The sequence below is a fragment of the Bacteroides xylanisolvens genome (assembly GCF_018289135.1).
GTDB classification, from domain to species: Bacteria; Bacteroidota; Bacteroidia; order Bacteroidales; family Bacteroidaceae; genus Bacteroides; species Bacteroides xylanisolvens.
Genome location: NZ_CP072216.1, coordinates 242,486 through 261,604, shown reverse-complemented (window position 1 = coordinate 261,604; position 19,119 = coordinate 242,486). Strand labels below are relative to the sequence as shown.

The following is a 19,119-nucleotide window of genomic DNA, read 5'->3' as shown; positions in this document are numbered from 1 at the left end:
AGTCTCTAAAATTGAAAATCACTCCTATCAGAGTTTGTTTGAACTCTGATAGGGGTGAAATCGTTAAAAAGAAACTTGTTAGGCAGCCCTTTTTTATATTCCTAAATATGTAATTCGCCGAACTTCCGGTTGGCAATTCGGATGACTCATCACCAAAACATAAGTGCCCGGTTGGGGTATTTCCATAGTCAATGAAGGCAAAGCAAATTTATGTTTGCCTCTTAGTTCTCCCTGTGAATCGTAAAGGAATACCATTGTACCTGCCAACAAACCTGTCAGGCATAATGTCCCTTTTTCATTGTCCAAACGGACGTTTACTTCTTTATTTGTTATTGTCTCCATACCCAACATTAAAAAACGTTATTCAGCATCCACGAGCTATATTCCCAAGAATGGTGAACAGCGACAAAGATACATAAAAAGCATCATTATTTACAATATAAGTAGAAGATATTTATTATTGCAAAAGATTACCCAAATAATACTAATTTTTTCCTAAACCCACAAGTGTTTATATAAAAAAACATGATAACCACCTTAAATGATTATCATGTTCTTTATTCCTATTAAATAAACTATACAGATTACTCTGCAACTTCTTCTTCCTTAATCTCTCCTTCCGGTTTGAATTCTGTAATTCCATTAGATATTAAGATGTTATACCAAGCAACCAATTTCTTAATATCGGCTACATATACACGTTCACGATCAAAATTAGGTAATACTTCAGCCAAGTATTCACGCAATTGTTCGGGAGTCGCTTTTTTCGGATCGATAGAAGCCTGCGCTGATTTTTCTTTCTCTTTTATTGACTCCAACACATCATACAAAGGAACTTCTGCATCGTCCGTGTACATTGCGATATCTGCCAAAGAGATAATTTTTTCATTACCATAAGCAGGGAAACGTTTCTTTTCAGCATTGACTGATTCAACAATCAACATATTTTTTCCTTGCGAAATAAGTTTGTATAATCCCGGTTTACCTGAGATAGACAAGATAGTCTTCAACATAGTATATATCCTTTTATTTATTAATTATTTTTTTGCGGAGCAAAGGTAATGATTATTTTTAGATAGCAAAGAAATAAGCTCTAAAACCTGTGGAATTAACGGTGTTTCATCATCATTCACTATCACGAAATCGGCATGACTTCTCTTTACTTCATCACTCATTTGAGCTTCGATACGCTTCATCACCAGTTCTCTTGACGAACAGTCCCGCTTTACAGCACGTTCCACTCTCACTTCCAGCGGCGCATATACCATAACCAGAAAATCAACTTCATCCTTAAAACCAGCCTCCACCAGTATTGCAGACTCCATACCCACCAGCAGTTCACTTTTCAACCGGGCAGCCCATTGTCGGAAATCTTCTTTCACTTGCGGATGAATAATCTCATTCACTTTCCGCACATGATCCTGATGACCGAACATATAAGAAGCCAACAAAGAACGATTCAACTCTCCACCCTGAAACACATCCTGACCAACCAGATCACAAAGCCCCCGGCGAATCACCGGATCTGTCTGTGTGATTCGCTTTGCTTCTATATCTGATATATAGACAGGGATTCCCATTATTCCGAGTAGTCTGGAAACAACACTTTTTCCACTACCAATACCACCGGTTATGCCAATCTTAATCGCCATTAGAAGTAATTTGTTCTATCAGGAAGTCCACTTGCTCGGGAACAATACGTATTTGATTTATTCCACTTGGAAACGATTTCAATTTAACCGTATATTTATCAGAGCCAAGCTTCAGCAATTCTTCATAAGAAATATTGATGATAAAATCGCTTGCTTTTATACTGCGGAACCGTTTTAACCCCACTTGAAAAGTAATCTGAACTTTGGAAGGAAAAGTACGTAACACCTTATCTGCCGGAAAATTAACTCCATGTAATGGCACTTCGACCGTTTTCTCCGTATAAATATCCACCGGGAAAGTCATTTCTACTGAAGCCGGAACAAACTTCACTCCTCTTTCAGAAGTCAGCGGAATTCGTCGCCGGGTTGTATCGGATATATTCTCCAAAGTTATATTTTGAGTATATGCAGTTGTTATAGTATCCAAAATTCCTTCCGGAGCATAAACCAATACAGAGTCCGGCTTACAAATGGTGTCAGATACATAATATTGAAGTCCAGCTGTCACTTTCCCCTGAAAACGAACAGGAACCAGCTTGGACTTTCCTTCGGAATAGATATATTCTAATGTATCCGGCTTGATCGATAGGATTTTGGAGGATACATTCAGTTGGCTTAATATTTTTTTCTCAAAGTCGGAAGCATAAATTTTCACATGATTATCTTTTCCTTTATAATCAAGAAAACCTAGATTGACCGGAAAGAAACTTTTCCCCAACATATAATTGAGAAGCACTGTTCCTTTATCTTTCACTCTGACACGAAGTTCGGAAGGAGGTTCCGAAGTCAACACTACATTGTTAGGAAGATCTTTCATTCGCACCGGGATAGAAAACTCCGCTTCATAATCATTATTGAGCGTCTGAAGCAACCAGAATCCACCGGCTATCAGGAAGAAAAATAAAAAAATTAAGAACTCTCTGCTCTTATCACTGAGCAGAAAATCCTTAATTTTCTTAGATAGTTTTAAATATGTATATTTTATATTCCTACGATCAAACATAGGCATTTATTTACCAACTATTTATTTAGACTGATTGCTAGCCGCTGAAGCATCAGCGAATATAGAATTCTTGTCTATTTTAATCTTTACATTAGAAGCAATCTCAAGTACTATATAGTCGTCAGTAATTTCCTTGATTGTTCCGTGGATACCACCTGCAGTAATCACATTCTGATTTACCTGAAGAGATTTACGGAAATTAGCTATTTCTTTCTGCTTCTTATTTTGAGGACGGATCATAAAGAAATACATGATAACAAACATAGCTATCAGCATGATCCACATCATACTTCCACCTCCGGCAGCACCGGCAGGAGCTTGCAATAATACAGTCAATACGTTCATAAATAATCTGTTTTAGTTTCTACTATATGGACAAAGGTATCAGTTTTTAGTCAACTTACCTTCTTTTTTTAATTGATTAACTATTCCATCCAGCGTACCGTTGATAAAGCTACCGCTTTTAGCTGTGCTATACAACTTCGCAATCTCTACATATTCATTTAACGAAACACTGACCGGAATGTTCGGGAAACTAAGAATTTCTGCTAATGCAGTCTGCATAATGATTACATCCATAAATGCGATGCGGTCCAAATCCCAGTTTTTTGTATTCTCACTCACCAAATGACGGTAATAGTCAGAATTCAAAATGGTGCGACGGAACAGACGACGTGCAAACTCCTGATCTTCGTCATCCTTAAATTCCGGAAGCAGTTCCTGGTTGGCACCCTTCTTTTCATCAAAGCGTTTGATTGTTTTCAAGACGAACGTGTCTACAATTTCTTTATCATCATTCCAGTACAGACTCTGGTCTTCCAATACCTGGTCAAGAGAATCATTATTAAAGATGTATGTCTTATAGATTTTTCTCCACAGTTCACGATCAGCTTCGTATGAGTTGTCATCAGAAGCCATATAATCTTTATAGATATCGGTTTCTACAATTTTCTCATAAAGCTCTTTGATAAAATCCTGGTCGTTTGTCCAGGTTCTTTTCTGATTAGCTATAAACTCCGTCAATTGTTTATTGACTTCCAATTGAGCAATAAACTTGTTATCTACGAACTTCCTGTTGGGATACAATTCCTCTGTCGTAGGTGCCAATTTAGCTTTTGCCGCATCAATACGTTTTTGTGCATACTCTGTCAATGCTATCATCAGCATTAACAAATAGTTGTAAAGGTCATACGCCTTTGAAAGACTAAAGAATAACTCTTTCTCCGCTGAGTCTAGATTTTTGCTGCCATTCTGATAATAGGCATATACTATCTGTATAATCTTAAGACGAATAAGAACTCTGTTGATCATAATTCAAATTAATACTGTTGTTATTGAACTGCAAAAGTAGATATTTTTAATGAGTTTCCACTAATAAATCACATTTTTTAATGCAGTATTTGATTCTCTGCGCTTTTTCTTTTGACAGTTTAAAAAAAATATCCAATTTTGAAGCCGATTATAAACGGACCGAAAGATATGGAAGATTTAAAAAAGAAAATGAGCGCAGACATGAATGATAAGGAGATCGTATTCTCCAAGTCCATTAAGGCAGGTAAACGCATCTATTACCTCGACGTAAAAAAGAATCGTAAAGATGAAATGTTCCTGGCTATTACAGAGAGCAAAAAAGTGATAACGGGAGAAGGCGATGATTCTCAAGTTAGTTTCGAGAAACACAAAATCTTCCTATATAGGGAAGACTTTCAGAAGTTTATGGCAGGACTCGAAGAAGCAGTCAATTTCATTGAGTGCAGCGACGCAAACGAATATATCGCCCGCCTGAACATCGAAGCTGATGAAGAAAATGAACGGAAAGCAATCGAAGAAGCCCGGGAAAACAAATTGGAGAGCGAAATTAAGATTGATATTGACTTTTAAGAAAGTAACTCTTTGATATTTCAAAAAAAAGATGTACTTTTGCACCGCTTTTTTGCAACATCGTGTGATAATCCACATCGTGTGATGGTGAATTAAGCAAACTAACTTAATTTAGAGTAACACAAATTTTTAAAGAAATGAAATCAATTGAAGTAAAAGGAACTGCAAGAACAATTGCAGAACGCTCTTCAGAACAAGCAAGAGCTTTGAAAGAAATTCGTAAAAACGGTGGTGTACCTTGTGTACTTTACGGAGGTAATGAAGTAGTTCACTTCACAGTGACTAACGAAGGACTTCGTAACTTGGTTTATACTCCGCACATCTACGTTGTAGACCTGATTATCGATGGCAAAAAAGTAAACGCTATCCTGAAAGATATTCAGTTCCACCCGGTAAAAGATACTATCCTACACGTTGACTTCTATCAAATTGACGAAGCTAAACCTATCGTAATGGAAGTTCCTGTACAATTGGAAGGTCTTGCAGAAGGTGTGAAAGCCGGTGGTAAACTTGCACTGCAGATGCGTAAGATCAAAGTGAAAGCTTTGTACAATGTAATTCCTGAAAAGTTGACCGTTAACGTTTCTCACCTGGGCTTGGGTAAGACTGTTAAAGTTGGCGAATTGAGCTTCGAAGGTCTTGAACTGATTAGTGCAAAAGAAGCCGTTGTATGTGCTGTTAAGTTGACTCGTGCAGCAAGAGGTGCAGCAGCAGCCGCTGGTAAGTAATTGAGATTATCCCTGTAAAGAGATATACTTCAAACGCAGATTAATGCAGATTAAAGCAGATGTTCAGTCTGCATTAATTTGTATTAATCTGCGTTTCTCTTTCTATATTAATGAACTGTTTTACGGAAATACGATGATAAAATACTTAGTTGTCGGACTGGGAAACATTGGTCCCGAATATCATGAAACGCGACATAATATCGGATTCATGACAGTAGAAGCATTGGCTAGAATCAATAACGCTCCTCCTTTTATGGATGGACGATATGGATTCACTACCAGCTTTTCTATCAAAGGACGCCAGTTGATTTTGCTTAAGCCATCGACTTTTATGAACCTAAGCGGACTGGCCGTTCGCTATTGGATGCAGAAAGAAAATATTCCATTAGAAAATGTACTGATCGTAGTAGATGATCTGGCTCTTCCCTTTGGAACTTTACGCCTGAAGGGAAAAGGGAGTGATGCAGGACATAATGGATTGAAGCATATCGCCGCTATTCTGGGCACTCAAAACTATGCCCGCCTGCGATTTGGTATCGGAAATGATTTTCCACGTGGCGGACAGGTTGATTATGTACTCGGACACTTCACTGACGAAGATTGGAAAACAATGGATGAAAGACTGGAGATGGCAGGGGAAATTATAAAAAGTTTCTGTCTCGCCGGTATTGACATCACGATGAACCAGTTCAATAAAAAATAATAGACTAGTCCTATAAAAATAAAGATAGCAATGAACGGTTAGCGATAAATGACAACGTCAACTGATACTAACCAACGAATTGCTTATCACTAAACAACTAACTAAAATGGCCGAAGCAAGAATAGATAAATGGATGTGGGCTGTCCGCATCTTCAAGACACGTACGATTGCAGCAGAAGCCTGCAAAAAAGGACGTATTACCATCAACGGTTCTCTAGCCAAAGCTGCCCGTATGATAAAACCGGGAGACGTTATTCAGGTGAAGAAACCGCCTATCACTTATTCATTCAAGGTATTACAAACTATTGAAAAACGTGTGGGAGCCAAACTTGTATCGGAAATGATGGAAAACGTAACTACTCCCGATCAATACGAACTGCTTGAAATGAGTAAAATCAGCGGATTCGTAGACCGTGCACGTGGAACCGGACGTCCGACCAAGAAAGATCGTCGGGAACTGGAAGAATTTACAACTCCGGAGTTCATGGATGATTTCGACTTTGATTTCGATTTTGACAGTGAAGAATAATAAATGGGAATTTAGCGGTTAAATGAGAATTTATCGGTTAGGCTGAAAGCCTTACAATTATATATTTATTGGGGGTGCCCTGAAAGGGCTTAATTATATAGCGTAGGGCAACGCCCTACGAAAAAAACACACCAGCCACAAGCCCTGAAAGGGCGGAACTGTATACAATTATGCCCTTTCAGGGCGCAAATTCAGATTACCGTTTTTTCGTAGGGCGTTGCCCTACGCTGTATAATTAAGCCCTTTCAGGGCACCCCGCAAAATTTACCGTTTATAGGTTTGCCTTAACAGCATCAATCAATTCCTGATATTCTGCATCAGTCAGATAAACCTTTCCCGGGTTCATTTGGAATATACCTCCATAATCAGGTCCATCCACATATTTAGGTGCTAAATGAAAATGCAAATGAGACAATTTATCCGAGTAAGCACCATAATTAATCTTTTCCGGCTGGAAAGCTTTTTGCATGGCACGAGTGACACGCGCTACATCTGCCATAAAAGCATTACGATCTTCATCACTCAATTCATTCAAATCGTTCACATGGTCTTTATAAGAAACAAGACAACGTCCACGGTAGGTTTGTTCCTTAAACAAAAACACACGTGACACACTCAATTGCGCAATCTCAATCATCAGATTATGCAGCGTTTCATTGTTCTGGCAATACAGACATTCTTTCGGATCACTCTTCATGATATTATTATTTTAAGTTTTTATCGTTGCAAAAATAAGTATTCCATTCTTATCCTGCTTGTACTTTTTCGTTTTTTTGATCGACTAATTGGTACACATCCTCTTTTTCGCCTACCACCCAAACAACATCGCCTTCTTCGAGTGGAGCATTTACATCAGGAACCATCAGTGTACCGTCTTCACTTTCAACACCGGCTATCATACAATGATATTTGTCGCGGATACCCGATTCACGAATTGTTTTACCCAGAAAAACAGAATCACTGTCAATGATAAACTGCTTCAAAGCCATCTCGCTCTTTTCATAGACCTCCCAGTCTATCTTCGCTCCGTTTTGCATCGCCTCATTAAACACACTTAATTGTTCATCTGTACCTATCACCTGTATCTTATCCATCGGAAACAGGCGGACAGAACCACCGGGGATATTAATCCTCCTCTTTCCACGAAGAATAGAAGCAACATGAACTCCAAACTTCTTCCCCAGATTCAGCTCCATCAATGTCTTTCCCGCCCAACTGGATTCACCCGGAATTTCCATATCGGCAAGATGCAAATCATGCGACAACAAACGACCGGCATACTCCGGCTTTTTCTCTCCCAGATACTCTGCACGTACATCTCTGGAACGGAGATTCTGAAAGAAACGACGTTCAATCAATATCGATTGCTTCTTCAAACGGCGAGACCATACCATCAACAATACAACAAGTACAGCCACTCCAATAATCAATCCGATAGACGCCTTAAATAATCCGGAAATAACAAAGATAACAAAAAGTGCCGCTATCATAATACGAATCACGATTGTCGATACCAGCGGTGCGCGGTTGGCACGGCTGTCATGCCATAAGGTCATAAACTCAACCGAATGATTTTTCTTCACCATAATGGCACGCAAGAAAGGAGCAATACACAGAATGATAAATACCGCTCCCAACAATGATGCCCAGAAATGAGGCAGATTCTCTTTAAAGAATGGCACGACAAAACGAAAAGAAAGTGCAATAATCGACATACTGACAATTGAATAAACAACTGTTATACGTACCATTGACAAGATTAGCTTCTTCCACAAATTCTCGTGATTCAGAGCTGTTTGCGAACCGGAAGAATAACGCATCATTATTTTTTTCCATGATTCCGGAAGATGAGCATCCACAAAAGTAGAAGCCGGCTCGGCAAAACGAATCATATAAGGAGTCAGGAAAGTAGTAATCACAGAAACCGCTACCACTATCGGATACAGAAAGTCACTCGTTACATGCAAAGAGACTCCCAAAGAAGCAATAATAAACGCAAATTCGCCGATCTGCGTTAAACTAAAGCCGCATTGCATAGCCGTCTTTAAAGGCTTTCCGGAGAGAATAACACCGAATGTACCAAAAACGGCCTGTCCCAAGATAACAGCCAAAGTAATAACTATAATAGGTACGGCATATTCTACAATCATTGCAGGATCCACCATCATACCGACCGATACGAAAAAGATAGCTCCAAAAAGATCCTTTACCGGTTTCACCAGCCGGTCTATGGATTCCGCCTCGATTGTTTCCGCCAGAATAGATCCCATTATAAATGCACCAAATGCAGCAGAAAATCCTGTATGAGCCGCCATCACTACCATACCGAAACAAAGTGCCAACGACACAATAAGCAGAGTCTCCTCTCCCATCAATTTCCGGCAGCGTTTCAAGAATTCAGGAATCAGATAGATACCGACAACAAACCACAGAATAAGGAAAAACAATAATTTCCCGATACTCTCCAACATCTCGGTACCTTCAAAATGTTGGCTTACCGCCATAGTGGAAAGCATCACCATTAATACAATAGCCAAAATATCTTCCAAAATCAAGATACTCAACACAAGTCCGGTGAACTGCTTCTTCCTTAATCCTAAATCATCAAAAGCTTTATAAATAATAGTAGTAGACGACATCGCAATCATACCGCCCAAGAACAGACTGTCCATCCTGTGCCAGCCGAAACCCATGCCGACTCCTATTCCCAACAAAATCATACAAAAGATGATGGTACAGGCAGCAATGATGGCAGAACCACCCACCTTGACAATCTTCTTAAAACTAAATTCCAAACCAAGAGCAAACAGCAAGAAAATAACACCAATATCCGCCCAAGTCTTAATATTGGCAGTATCCATCACTGAAGGAGTATACGGCATATGCGGACTTGCCAGAAATCCGGCAACTACATATCCCAAGACCAGAGGTTGTTTCAACTTCTTAAACAACAAAGTCATAACACCGGCACAAATCAATATAAGTGCGAGGTCAGCTATAAGAGTAGGTAATTGAGACATTATTTTATCGTATTTGATGACAAAATTATATTATTTCTATGGGATAAACAACATATTTACGAATATGTTTTGCAATAACCATCATAAAATAAGTTAGCCCCGGATAGAGTCGTAACTTATCCGGGGCTATACACAATAACAAGCTTATTTTTTACTTTCTAAAAGGCGGTTTCACTACCACAGCTTTCAATTTCCGACCACGCATATCGATACAGATTTCCGTACCCACCTTACTATATTCCGGTTTCACATATCCCATACCGATACCAATCTTACGGGTAGGCGACATCGTACCGGAGGTCACCACTCCCACTTTCTCGCCTTCATCATTCACCAGTTCATAGCCATGACGGGGAATTCCGCGATCAACCATTTCAAAGCCAACCAGTTTACGGGTAACACCTTCCGCTTTCTGTTTTTCCAGCATCGGACGGTTGACAAAATCCTTGCCCTCCACAAACTTAGTGATCCATCCCAATCCGGCTTCTATCGGAGAAGTCGTATCATCCAGATCATTGCCATACAGACAGAAGCCCATTTCCAACCGGAGCGTATCACGGGCACCCAAACCGATAGGTTTAATGCCATACTCTTCACCAGCTTCAAAAATAGCCTTCCATATAGAATCAGCCGCAGACGGATAGAAATAAAGCTCAAAACCTCCCGCACCGGTATAACCCGTATTGGAGATAATCACATTCTCTTCACTTGCAAACGTTCCAACCTTAAATGTATAATAAGGAATAGTAGCAAGATCAATATCCGTCAACTTTTGCAGAACCGAAATAGCCTTCGGACCCTGTATAGCAAGTTGAGCTATGTTATCCGACGAATTTTCCAACTCGGCTCCCTCCGTATTGTGAGAAACACACCAGTTCCAGTCTTTTTCCATATTGGAAGCATTCACCACCAACATGTATTTTTCCGGTTCATACTGATAAACCAGCAAATCATCTACAATCCCCCCATCCTCATTCGGAAAACAAGTATATTGTATTTTACCCGGAGCCAGTGCCGCCACATTGTTAGATGTTATTTTCTGCAGAAAGGCCAACGCTTGCGGTCCTTTCACCCAAAATTCTCCCATGTGCGATACATCAAATACACCGACACCTTGACAAACAGTTATGTGTTCATCAATGATACCGGAGTATTCAATAGGCATATTATAACCTGCAAACTCGTGCATTTTAGCACCAAGTGCTATATGTTTCTCTGTAAACGGAGTGGTTTTCATTATTTTAAAGTATTAAGTTTTAAGTATCAGGTATTAAGTATTACCGGAGCTTACCGTCTTTTTATTTGGAAGCCACCAGTTCTGCTATTTTTACGATCACTTTCATTGCTTTCTCCATATTCTGGATAGGCACAAATTCGTAACGACCGTGGAAATTCAGACCACCGGCAAAGATATTCGGACAAGGCAATCCCTTAAAAGAAAGCTGCGCACCATCCGTACCTCCACGAATCGGTTTTACATTCGGTTTCACACCCACGGCTTCCATAGCTGCAAAAGCAGTATCGATGATGTGCATTACCGGTTCTATTTTCTCACGCATATTATAATACTGGTCGCGCAGTTCGAGTGTCGCAGTACCAGCTCCATATTCAGCGTTCATTTGAGCTACCAGACGTTCTATCTCTTTTTTACGGTTCTCAAATTTTGCACGGTCATGATCGCGGATGATATAAGACACAGTGCTTTGCTCCACATCCCCCTGAATACCAATCAAATGATAGAATCCTTCATAGCCGGTCGTATGTTCTGGTCTTTCCTGTGAGGGAAGCATCGTAATAAACTGATTGGCAAGATAGATAGAGTTAATCATCTTATCCTTGGCATATCCCGGATGCACATTACGTCCTTTAAAGGTTATTTTTGCGGCAGCAGCATTAAAGTTCTCAAACTCCAACTCCCCTACTTCACCTCCATCCATCGTATATCCCCATTCACAACCGAATTTCTCTACATCGAATTTATGAGCACCTTCACCGATTTCTTCGTCAGGATTGAAGCCGATACGGATTTTACCGTGTTTGATTTCGGGATGTTCCTTCAGATAAACCATCGCTGATACAATTTCCGCGATACCGGCTTTGTCGTCGGCACCGAGCAACGTTTTTCCGTTGGTTACAATCAAGTCTTCTCCCTTATGATCCAGCAATTCCGGGAATTGTGATGGAGAAAGGACTACATTCTCTTCAGCACAAAGCACAATATCCGAACCGTCATACTTTTCCACAATGCGCGGAGTGACATCTTTACCCGTCATATCAGGACTTGTATCCATGTGGGCAATAAACCCGATAGTGGGTACTTCTTTATTTATATTGGCAGGAAGTGTAGCAAAAAGATAGCCATGCTCATCCAAAGTAATATCTTCCAATCCCAAAGATTCCAACTCTTTTTTCAAGTATTCAGCAAAAATCATCTGCTTCGGAGTACTTGGAGTAAGCCCTGTCGATTCATCAGATTGTGTATCGAAGCTTACATACTTTAAAAATCTGTCTACTAAAGTCATATTGTTTTAATTACAAGTTACTAATTACAATTTACAAATTGATAGTTTATAGTGCCGTAAAGGTAAAAAAAGAGCCGTGAATTACAAAGCAATTCACGGCTCTTTTTATTGTATACTTTTATCCGGATACTTAAATATCCTATTTGACTACTTTAAAAATGGCTGCTACCATCAAAGCAATGTGTACAAACCTTGCATTTAGGTAATCCGATAGCCTCAATCAGCGTTTCCAGTGTATTAAACTTCAATGAACTGAGACCGAAACGCTCTGCAATAATACTAACCATCTTATCGTATTCCGGAGAACCGGTAGTAGCATATTTCTCCAGGTTCTTATTCTCATCCCCTTCCAGTTCCTTGATAATACGACGGGTAATCAACTCCAATGCATTTTTAGAAGCCGAAAAACCAACAAACGGACAAGCATAAATCAATGGCGGACAAGCGATACGCATGTGCACCTCCTTTGCTCCGTAATCATACAGAATCTTCACATTGTCACGTAATTGAGTTCCCCGCACGATTGAATCGTCACAGAACAACAAACGTTTATTTTGCAGCATGGCACGGTTGGGAATCAACTTCATCTTAGCAACAAGCGAACGCATCTCCTGATTGCTCGGAGTGAAGCTACGAGGCCATGTCGGTGTATATTTTGAAATAGCACGATGGTAAGGAACCCCCTTTCCTTCGGCATATCCTAAAGCCATACCCACTCCCGAATCAGGAATACCGCAAGCACAATCCACTTCCGATTCATCTGTCTGTCCCATTTTCAATCCGCTGGTGAAACGCACTTCCTCTACATTCTTTCCTTCATAACAAGAAGTCGGGAAACCGTAGTACACCCACAAAAACGAGCAAATCTGCATATCCTCATTGGGCTTGCGAAGCTGGTCAACATGATCGTCATACATACGGACAATCTCACCGGGACCTAAATATCTCTCAATCTCATAATCCAGATTCGGAAAACTGGACGATTCGCTCGTTGCAGCATAAGCACCGTCTTTCCTTCCAATCACCACCGGAGTACGTCCCCATCGGTCACGGGCAGCGATGATACTACCATCTTCCGTCAGAAGCAACATCGAACAAGAACCCTTAATGTGCTTAAACACATTTTCGATACCTTCCACAAAAGTTCTGCCTTGTATAATAAGTAATGCGATAAGTTCCGTCTGGTTGGTGTTGCTCGAACTAAGTTCGGCGAAGTGCATGTTTTGACTGAGAAGTTCTTCTTCCAATTCCTGGATATTGACTATTTTAGCGACTGTGACAATGGCGAAGCGCCCGAGGTGAGAATTGATGATGATAGGTTGTGCGTCTGTGTCGCTAATGATGCCGATGCCGGCGTTTCCTTTGAATTTGTCCAGTTCTCCTTCAAACTTGGTTCGGAAATAAGTACTTTCCAAATTGTGAATGGAGCGTATAAAACCTTTTTCCTCACTGTATGTTGCGAGTCCTCCTCGCTTGGTACCCAGATGTGAGTTATAATCTGTGCCGTAGAATAAATCAGTCACGCAGCTAGTTTTCGAGACTGTTCCGAAAAAACCTCCCATGTTGTTCTCTTTATTGATGATGTTTTAAAAAAGATGGCGCAAAAGTACAAAAAAGAATTCGTCCTATAAAAAAAGCGCTCCGCAAAGTTTTAGTTTTCTTTGCGAAGCACAACTAATATTTATTAAAAAGCGGGGAATCCGGAAACAATCTTTTTACCGGAATCTTATTTCCATTTCTTGATCGTTTTCAAGTCAGCGGGAGTTGCTTCAATCAAACTTACTGCAAATCCTCCGCTACGTGCCAGCTTCACAGACATCTTATTCTTGTTTGTAACAAGTCCTTTTTTTATCTGGTAAGAAGTAGGATTCTTTTCAAAATCCGCCTCCTTTCCGTCAGCATAAAGAGTAGCTACATATTGTTTTCCCGGTTCGAGAAAATCAAGTGTAAAAGCAGAAGTACGGGGATTCTCATCGGTGATACCACCTACAAACCAGTTATCAGTACCTTTTGCCTTACGTGCTACGGTAATATAATCTCCCGGTTCCGCTTCCAGATACTTGCTGTCATCCCAATCAACGGCTACATCCTTGATAAATTGAAATGCATCCATGTGACGTTCGTAACTCTCCGGAAGGTCGGCTGCCATTTGCAAAGGACTGTACATCGTTACATAAAGTGCCAACTGTTTTGCCAAAGTTGTACGTACAAAACTGTGGTCGCCTGACAGGAAAGAAAGTTTTGTATCAAAGATACCCGGTGTATAATCCATCGGTCCACCAATCTGACGGGTGAAAGGAAGCAAGGTGGTATGGAACGGCTTATTCCCTGCAAAGGCTTCATATTCCGTGCCACGAGCCGATTCATTACCGATCAGATTCGGATATGTGCGACATAATCCTGTCGGACGGGTTGCTTCGTGAGCATTTACACAGATCTTATATTCGGCCGCTTTTTCCACCGCATATAAATAATGATTGTTCATCCACTGTCCGTAATGATGTTCTCCACGCGGAATAATATTACCTACATACCCGCTCTTCACAGCATTGTATCCGTTATCTATCATAAACTGATAGGCTTTATCAAGATGGCGCTCGTAGTTACGTACAGAAGCGGAAGTCTCGTGATGCATCATCAGCTTCACTCCTTTTTCCTTTGCATACGCATTGAGCATCTTCACGTCAAAATCAGGATACGGAGTTACGAAATCAAAGACATAATCCTTCGAATTTCCGAACCAGTCTTCCCAGCCTTCATTCCAGCCTTCCACTAAGATCTGGTCGAATCCATGCTCTGAAGCAAAGTCAATGTAACGCTTCACTTTGTCATTATTGGCTGCATGACGCCCGCTCGGTTTTGTTTGGGAATAATCCGTCTGTCCCAGTTTCACAGAATAAACATCATCCGTGTACGACCAGGAACTTTTTCCGGTAATCATTTCCCACCACACACCGATGTATTTCACCGGCTTAATCCAGGAAACATCTTCGTAGGCACAAGGTTCATTCAAGTTCAAAGTCAATTTGGAAGCCAGAATATCACGAGCATCATCACTGACAATCACCGTGCGCCAGGGTGAACGGCAAGGCGTTTGCATATAACCTTTATCCCCTTTTGCATCAGGAGTCAGCCATGATTCAAAAATCAGGTTCTGATCGTCAAGGTTCAGATGCATACAAGAATAATCAACCAAAGCCGCTTCATGCAGATTGATATACAACCCGTCGGCTGTCTTCATTTGCAAAGATGTCTGCACACCTGTTGGTGAAAAAGGAGTTTGAGAAGCATTTGGAGTAATTGCCCCTTGCAACAATCCGCGAATCTCTGAAAGCTTGGATTCGGTATAGTCATATTCCTGCGTATCATAATCGCCTGGAATCCAGAATGCCGTATGATCGCCGGCCATAGCAAACTGCGAATGTTCTTCTTTTATAACGAAGTAATTCAGATTCTTTTGCTGCGGGAACTCATAGCGGAACCCCAAGCCATCATTATAAAGACGAAAACAAATAATCAGATTACGATCTTGCGCCTTTTGATTCAGGGTAACAGCCATTTCATTATAATGGTTGCGGATCGATTTCACCTCTCCCCACACCGGTTCCCATGTTTCATCAAAAGCAGAAGTTTTAATATCGGCCAGAGTGAATCCATTCATCAGTCCGGGATCATTTTTCAATTCCAGTCCCAGTTTCGAAGGTTTAATCACCTCTTTTCCTTTATAAGAGAGTTCATACACCGGTTCTCCTTGCATGTTGACAGAGAAATTAAGTTTTAATTGTCCGTCAGGAGAAGTGATACTTTCGGCCTTTGCTGATGTGCCGAAGAAAAAAGAGAGCAACAGGCAGACCCATATTGCAGTTCCTATTTTCATGTTCTTCATGATATAAATGAGTTAGTTAATAATCGTATGGCAAAGATAGACAGGAAATCCAAGTAGTGTTTTTCTTTATAAAGAAAATATAGAGGAATACAGATTCAAAAACGAAATAAGTACTTAATAATAAAACAGATAACACATTTTGTCTCCCCCCCCAAAATATAGTGTCTATGGTGATTAAATTAAAAGGATTAAATATGAATATTGCATAATCTTTCTATATTTGCAGATTATTATCTCAATCACATCAACAAACATTTTATTATTTATATGACACAACACCTTAGTTTATCCCGGAGGCTTCCAACAATTCGAAAAGGATTTTGAAGCCGCCTACAAATAATATCAATCTTTCAATCAAATGAGTAAAGAAGTTATCTATATCTTTATCGGTGGAGGAACTGGTAGTGCACTACGTTATTTTATCCAGTTGTTAATGCACGAACGAATCGTCCCTTATCATTTTCCATGGGCCACTTTCACGGTCAATCTTCTCGGCAGTTTTCTCATCGGTCTGTTCTATGCTCTTTCAGAGCGATTCCACCTTCCGTTCGAGGTCCGTTTGTTTCTGACAACGGGTTTATGTGGAGGTTTCACAACGTTCTCTACTTTCTCCAGTGATGGCGTAGGTCTGCTGAAAGGAGAATTTTACGGAGCATTTGTTCTATATACATTATTAAGTATAGGAATAGGATTAGCCGCAACGTTAGCCGGCGGATATGTGGGAAAACAGATTTAATAATTCGAATATAAATCCTACCTTTACGGCATGATTAAAAGAAACCCAACCAAACCCGTCCGCGTTGTTCCTCCCATGATGGAAGAACAGGAAGTCAGTACTATTACCCTACAGGAATGGCTCGACAGAGAAGAAACCGTCTCTCATCTTTTATTCTGCAAAGGAAAAGAAGAAGGCATCGACAAATCTTACAAAAGTTTCAAAAACTGCACCTTTCAGCATCAGACATTCAGCGAATGTAAATTCCGTTCCTCTCAACTGAGCGATGTCAGGTTCGAGAACTGCGACCTATCCAACATTTCTTTTGCTGAAAGTTCGCTCTACCGGGTAGAATTCATTTCCTGCAAACTATTGGGTACCAATTTATCGGAAACAACGATGAATCACGTCTTGCTGCATGACTGCAACGCAGGTTATATCAATCTGGCTATGAGTAAAATGAACCAGGTACGTTTTGCACACAGCCAGCTCCGCAACGGAAGTCTGAACGACTGCCGTTTTTCATCCGTCGCATTTGAGAGTTGCGATCTCGTAGAAGCCGATTTTTCACACGCTCCGCTTCGCGGAATAGATTTGCGCACTTCCCGTATCAGCGGAATCACGCTTAACATCAGCGATCTGAAAGGGGCTGTCATCACTTCCCTGCAAGCAATGGATTTGCTTCCACTGTTAGGGGTTATTATCGAAGATTAAAATCCTGCAAATTCACCCCGCCGCACTCAAACAAAAAGCATCGTCCCGTTGTTATAGTATAAGGTCGGACTAACGACATATAGGGAATAGGCACAAAAAGAATACCTATTTATAGTGATTTCTCACTCCCCGTCAAGTCCGTACTTTTGCAGAAATCTTATTCAAAAACAATAGAAACGATGAAAATTGAAAAAATTGTAGCTCGAGAAATTCTCGATTCAAGAGGTAACCCCACAGTAGAAGTTGACGTAGTATTGGAATCCGGCATTATGGGACGTGCATCTGTGCCGTCAGGTGCTTCCACAGGTGAACACGAAGCATTGGAACTTCGCGATGGTGACAAACAGCGCTATGGTGGAAAAGGAGTACAAAAAGCGGTTGATAATGTAAATAAAATCATCGCTCCGAAACTGATTGGTATGTCTTCACTCAATCAGAGAGGTATCGACTACACAATGCTGGCATTGGACGGCACTAAGACTAAATCGAATTTAGGTGCTAACGCTATTCTCGGTGTATCTCTTGCCGTAGCTAAAGCTGCTGCCAACTATCTGGATCTTCCTCTATACCGCTATATCGGTGGAACAAATACGTATGTAATGCCTGTACCGATGATGAACATCATCAACGGTGGTTCACATAGCGATGCTCCGATCGCATTCCAGGAATTTATGATCCGTCCCGTAGGTGCTCCTTCTTTCAGAGAAGGTCTGCGCATGGGTGCTGAAGTATTCCACGCTTTAAAGAAAGTCTTGAAAGACCGTGGCCTTAGCACTGCTGTAGGTGATGAAGGTGGTTTCGCACCTAACCTCGAAGGTACGGAAGATGCTTTGAATTCTATTCTGGCCGCTATCAAAGCAGCAGGATACGAACCGGGCAAAGACGTTATGATCGGTATGGACTGTGCTTCTTCCGAATTCTACCACGATGGTATTTACGATTATACCAAGTTTGAAGGTGAAAAAGGTAAGAAACGCACTTCCGCAGAACAAGTTGACTATCTGGAAGAACTAATCAACAAATTCCCTATCGACTCTATCGAAGACGGTATGAACGAAAACGACTGGGAAGGCTGGAAAAAGCTGACCGAACGCATCGGCAACCGTTGCCAGTTGGTAGGTGACGACCTGTTCGTAACCAACGTAGATTTCCTTGCAATGGGTATCGAAAAAGGCTGTGCCAACTCTATCCTGATTAAAGTAAACCAAATCGGTTCGCTGACAGAAACACTGAACGCTATCGAAATGGCTCACCGTCATGGATACACTACTGTTACTTCTCACCGTTCGGGTGAAACAGAAGATGCTACTATCGCCGATATCGCAGTAGCTACTAACAGCGGACAGATCAAGACAGGTTCTTTAAGCCGCTCAGACCGTATGGCTAAATACAATCAGTTACTCCGCATTGAAGAGGAACTGGGAGATTTGGCTGTATATGGTTACAAGAGAATTAAATAATTCAATATTCTCTTACTTGAATAATTCATCCCCGGACAATTAGATTATCCGGGGATTTTTACATATTAACCATTCACTAAATCTTTTTGCATTGTAAGAAAACTAGCTTCACTAAGCATCAATAAATATCTCCAATATTTTGCGAATTGAATTAATAAGGCTACATTTGCAACGTCTAACATATTAACAGACGGTGGGGAAACCTGCCTACTATCGCAGCGAGCATTTTTATGTTCGTATGTGAACTCTTATATGGGCGGTTTCGTCCCCCCATAGAGAGTGTTAATGCACCTCTAAACCTGCCGT

19 protein-coding genes are annotated in these 19,119 nt (G+C 40.7%); 7 read left to right on the top strand and 12 right to left on the bottom strand.

The features are described from left to right. Positions 1-93: 93 nt before the first annotated feature. The 6 genes from INE92_RS01160 to nusB form a co-directional block, all read right to left on the bottom strand. On the bottom strand, positions 94-351 hold the full coding sequence (locus INE92_RS01160) for a hypothetical protein (RefSeq protein WP_004313966.1): 258 nt from the start codon (positions 349-351) through the stop codon (positions 94-96). Between the two features lie 233 nt (positions 352-584). Beyond that, on the bottom strand, positions 585-1,013 hold the full coding sequence (locus INE92_RS01155) for a DUF5606 family protein (RefSeq protein ID WP_004313967.1): 429 nt from the start codon (positions 1,011-1,013) through the stop codon (positions 585-587). A gap of 24 nt (positions 1,014-1,037) precedes the next feature. Continuing rightward, a complete protein-coding gene (gene coaE / locus INE92_RS01150) occupies positions 1,038-1,652 on the bottom strand; it encodes a dephospho-CoA kinase (RefSeq protein WP_008644446.1) in 615 nt (204 codons plus the stop codon). Beyond that, positions 1,642-2,655 (bottom strand): CdaR family protein, encoded by a 1,014-nt coding sequence (locus tag INE92_RS01145; protein ID WP_004313972.1) that lies wholly within the window; start codon positions 2,653-2,655, stop codon positions 1,642-1,644. Before INE92_RS01145 ends, coaE begins: the two co-directional genes overlap by 11 nt. A gap of 21 nt (positions 2,656-2,676) precedes the next feature. Beyond that, positions 2,677-3,000, bottom strand: a complete 324-nt coding sequence (gene yajC, locus INE92_RS01140; RefSeq protein ID WP_004302063.1) for a preprotein translocase subunit YajC — start codon at positions 2,998-3,000, stop codon at positions 2,677-2,679. A gap of 39 nt (positions 3,001-3,039) precedes the next feature. After that, a complete protein-coding gene (gene nusB, locus INE92_RS01135) occupies positions 3,040-3,966 on the bottom strand; it encodes a transcription antitermination factor NusB (protein ID WP_004313974.1) in 927 nt (308 codons plus the stop codon). A 168-nt stretch (positions 3,967-4,134) separates the two neighbouring features. Between nusB and INE92_RS01130 the strand changes: the two genes are divergently transcribed. The 4 genes from INE92_RS01130 (at position 4,135) to INE92_RS01115 (ending at position 6,496) form a co-directional block, all read left to right on the top strand. Beyond that, complete coding sequence (locus INE92_RS01130; RefSeq protein ID WP_004309787.1) at positions 4,135-4,536, top strand: PUR family DNA/RNA-binding protein; 402 nt, start codon at positions 4,135-4,137, stop codon at positions 4,534-4,536. Between the two features lie 137 nt (positions 4,537-4,673). After that, positions 4,674-5,264 (top strand): 50S ribosomal protein L25/general stress protein Ctc, encoded by a 591-nt coding sequence (locus INE92_RS01125; RefSeq protein ID WP_004309786.1) that lies wholly within the window; start codon positions 4,674-4,676, stop codon positions 5,262-5,264. 136 nt (positions 5,265-5,400) lie between these two features. Next, positions 5,401-5,967, top strand: coding sequence for an aminoacyl-tRNA hydrolase (gene pth / locus INE92_RS01120; RefSeq protein ID WP_032811507.1), 567 nt, complete (start codon positions 5,401-5,403; stop codon positions 5,965-5,967). A 106-nt stretch (positions 5,968-6,073) separates the two neighbouring features. After that, the gene (locus tag INE92_RS01115) at positions 6,074-6,496 is read left to right on the top strand and encodes an RNA-binding S4 domain-containing protein (protein WP_008021285.1); all 423 of its coding nucleotides are present in this window, start codon (positions 6,074-6,076) and stop codon (positions 6,494-6,496) included. Between the two features lie 271 nt (positions 6,497-6,767). Here INE92_RS01115 and INE92_RS01110 read toward each other — a convergent pair whose 3' ends face one another. The 6 genes from INE92_RS01110 to INE92_RS01085 all read right to left on the bottom strand — a co-directional run bounded on the left by INE92_RS01110 (position 6,768) and on the right by INE92_RS01085 (position 15,924). Then, positions 6,768-7,193 (bottom strand): HIT family protein, encoded by a 426-nt coding sequence (locus INE92_RS01110; RefSeq protein WP_004302057.1) that lies wholly within the window; start codon positions 7,191-7,193, stop codon positions 6,768-6,770. A gap of 49 nt (positions 7,194-7,242) precedes the next feature. Next, on the bottom strand, positions 7,243-9,516 hold the full coding sequence (locus tag INE92_RS01105) for a cation:proton antiporter (RefSeq protein WP_008644441.1): 2,274 nt from the start codon (positions 9,514-9,516) through the stop codon (positions 7,243-7,245). A 151-nt stretch (positions 9,517-9,667) separates the two neighbouring features. Further along, positions 9,668-10,753: a glycine cleavage system aminomethyltransferase GcvT gene (gene gcvT / locus INE92_RS01100; protein ID WP_004302054.1), complete on the bottom strand. Its 1,086-nt coding sequence runs from the start codon at positions 10,751-10,753 to the stop codon at positions 9,668-9,670. A gap of 61 nt (positions 10,754-10,814) precedes the next feature. Further along, entirely contained in the window at positions 10,815-12,038 is a 1,224-nt protein-coding gene (gene pepT, locus INE92_RS01095) for a peptidase T (RefSeq protein WP_004302053.1), read from the bottom strand. A 152-nt stretch (positions 12,039-12,190) separates the two neighbouring features. Then, entirely contained in the window at positions 12,191-13,600 is a 1,410-nt protein-coding gene (locus INE92_RS01090) for an amidophosphoribosyltransferase (RefSeq protein WP_004302052.1), read from the bottom strand. A gap of 164 nt (positions 13,601-13,764) precedes the next feature. Continuing rightward, positions 13,765-15,924 carry a glycoside hydrolase family 97 protein gene (locus tag INE92_RS01085; protein ID WP_004325317.1) on the bottom strand — a complete coding sequence of 720 codons (2,160 nt, stop codon included), beginning with the start codon at positions 15,922-15,924 and terminating at the stop codon, positions 13,765-13,767. Between the two features lie 358 nt (positions 15,925-16,282). On the opposite strand from INE92_RS01085, the gene crcB reads away from it, so the two are divergent. The 3 genes from crcB to eno all read left to right on the top strand — a co-directional run bounded on the left by crcB (position 16,283) and on the right by eno (position 18,813). Continuing rightward, a complete protein-coding gene (gene crcB, locus INE92_RS01080; protein WP_004309778.1) occupies positions 16,283-16,660 on the top strand; it encodes a fluoride efflux transporter CrcB in 378 nt (125 codons plus the stop codon). A gap of 30 nt (positions 16,661-16,690) precedes the next feature. After that, a complete protein-coding gene (locus INE92_RS01075) occupies positions 16,691-17,353 on the top strand; it encodes a pentapeptide repeat-containing protein (RefSeq protein WP_008644437.1) in 663 nt (220 codons plus the stop codon). 179 nt (positions 17,354-17,532) lie between these two features. Next, entirely contained in the window at positions 17,533-18,813 is a 1,281-nt protein-coding gene (gene eno, locus INE92_RS01070; protein ID WP_004302046.1) for a phosphopyruvate hydratase, read from the top strand. Positions 18,814-19,119 lie beyond the last annotated feature (306 nt).

Coding starts and splice junctions, on each gene's coding strand:
- INE92_RS01160 (WP_004313966.1), bottom strand. CDS start 351: ATGTTGGGTATGGAGACAATAACAAATAAAGAAGTAAACGTCCGTTTG.
- INE92_RS01155 (WP_004313967.1), bottom strand. CDS start 1,013: ATGTTGAAGACTATCTTGTCTATCTCAGGTAAACCGGGATTATACAAA.
- coaE (WP_008644446.1), bottom strand. CDS start 1,652: ATGGCGATTAAGATTGGCATAACCGGTGGTATTGGTAGTGGAAAAAGT.
- INE92_RS01145 (WP_004313972.1), bottom strand. CDS start 2,655: ATGTTTGATCGTAGGAATATAAAATATACATATTTAAAACTATCTAAG.
- yajC (WP_004302063.1), bottom strand. CDS start 3,000: ATGAACGTATTGACTGTATTATTGCAAGCTCCTGCCGGTGCTGCCGGA.
- nusB (WP_004313974.1), bottom strand. CDS start 3,966: ATGATCAACAGAGTTCTTATTCGTCTTAAGATTATACAGATAGTATAT.
- INE92_RS01130 (WP_004309787.1), top strand. CDS start 4,135: ATGGAAGATTTAAAAAAGAAAATGAGCGCAGACATGAATGATAAGGAG.
- INE92_RS01125 (WP_004309786.1), top strand. CDS start 4,674: ATGAAATCAATTGAAGTAAAAGGAACTGCAAGAACAATTGCAGAACGC.
- INE92_RS01115 (WP_008021285.1), top strand. CDS start 6,074: ATGGCCGAAGCAAGAATAGATAAATGGATGTGGGCTGTCCGCATCTTC.
- INE92_RS01110 (WP_004302057.1), bottom strand. CDS start 7,193: ATGAAGAGTGATCCGAAAGAATGTCTGTATTGCCAGAACAATGAAACG.
- INE92_RS01105 (WP_008644441.1), bottom strand. CDS start 9,516: ATGTCTCAATTACCTACTCTTATAGCTGACCTCGCACTTATATTGATT.
- gcvT (WP_004302054.1), bottom strand. CDS start 10,753: ATGAAAACCACTCCGTTTACAGAGAAACATATAGCACTTGGTGCTAAA.
- pepT (WP_004302053.1), bottom strand. CDS start 12,038: ATGACTTTAGTAGACAGATTTTTAAAGTATGTAAGCTTCGATACACAA.
- INE92_RS01090 (WP_004302052.1), bottom strand. CDS start 13,600: ATGGGAGGTTTTTTCGGAACAGTCTCGAAAACTAGCTGCGTGACTGAT.
- INE92_RS01085 (WP_004325317.1), bottom strand. CDS start 15,924: ATGAAGAACATGAAAATAGGAACTGCAATATGGGTCTGCCTGTTGCTC.
- crcB (WP_004309778.1), top strand. CDS start 16,283: ATGAGTAAAGAAGTTATCTATATCTTTATCGGTGGAGGAACTGGTAGT.
- INE92_RS01075 (WP_008644437.1), top strand. CDS start 16,691: ATGATTAAAAGAAACCCAACCAAACCCGTCCGCGTTGTTCCTCCCATG.
- eno (WP_004302046.1), top strand. CDS start 17,533: ATGAAAATTGAAAAAATTGTAGCTCGAGAAATTCTCGATTCAAGAGGT.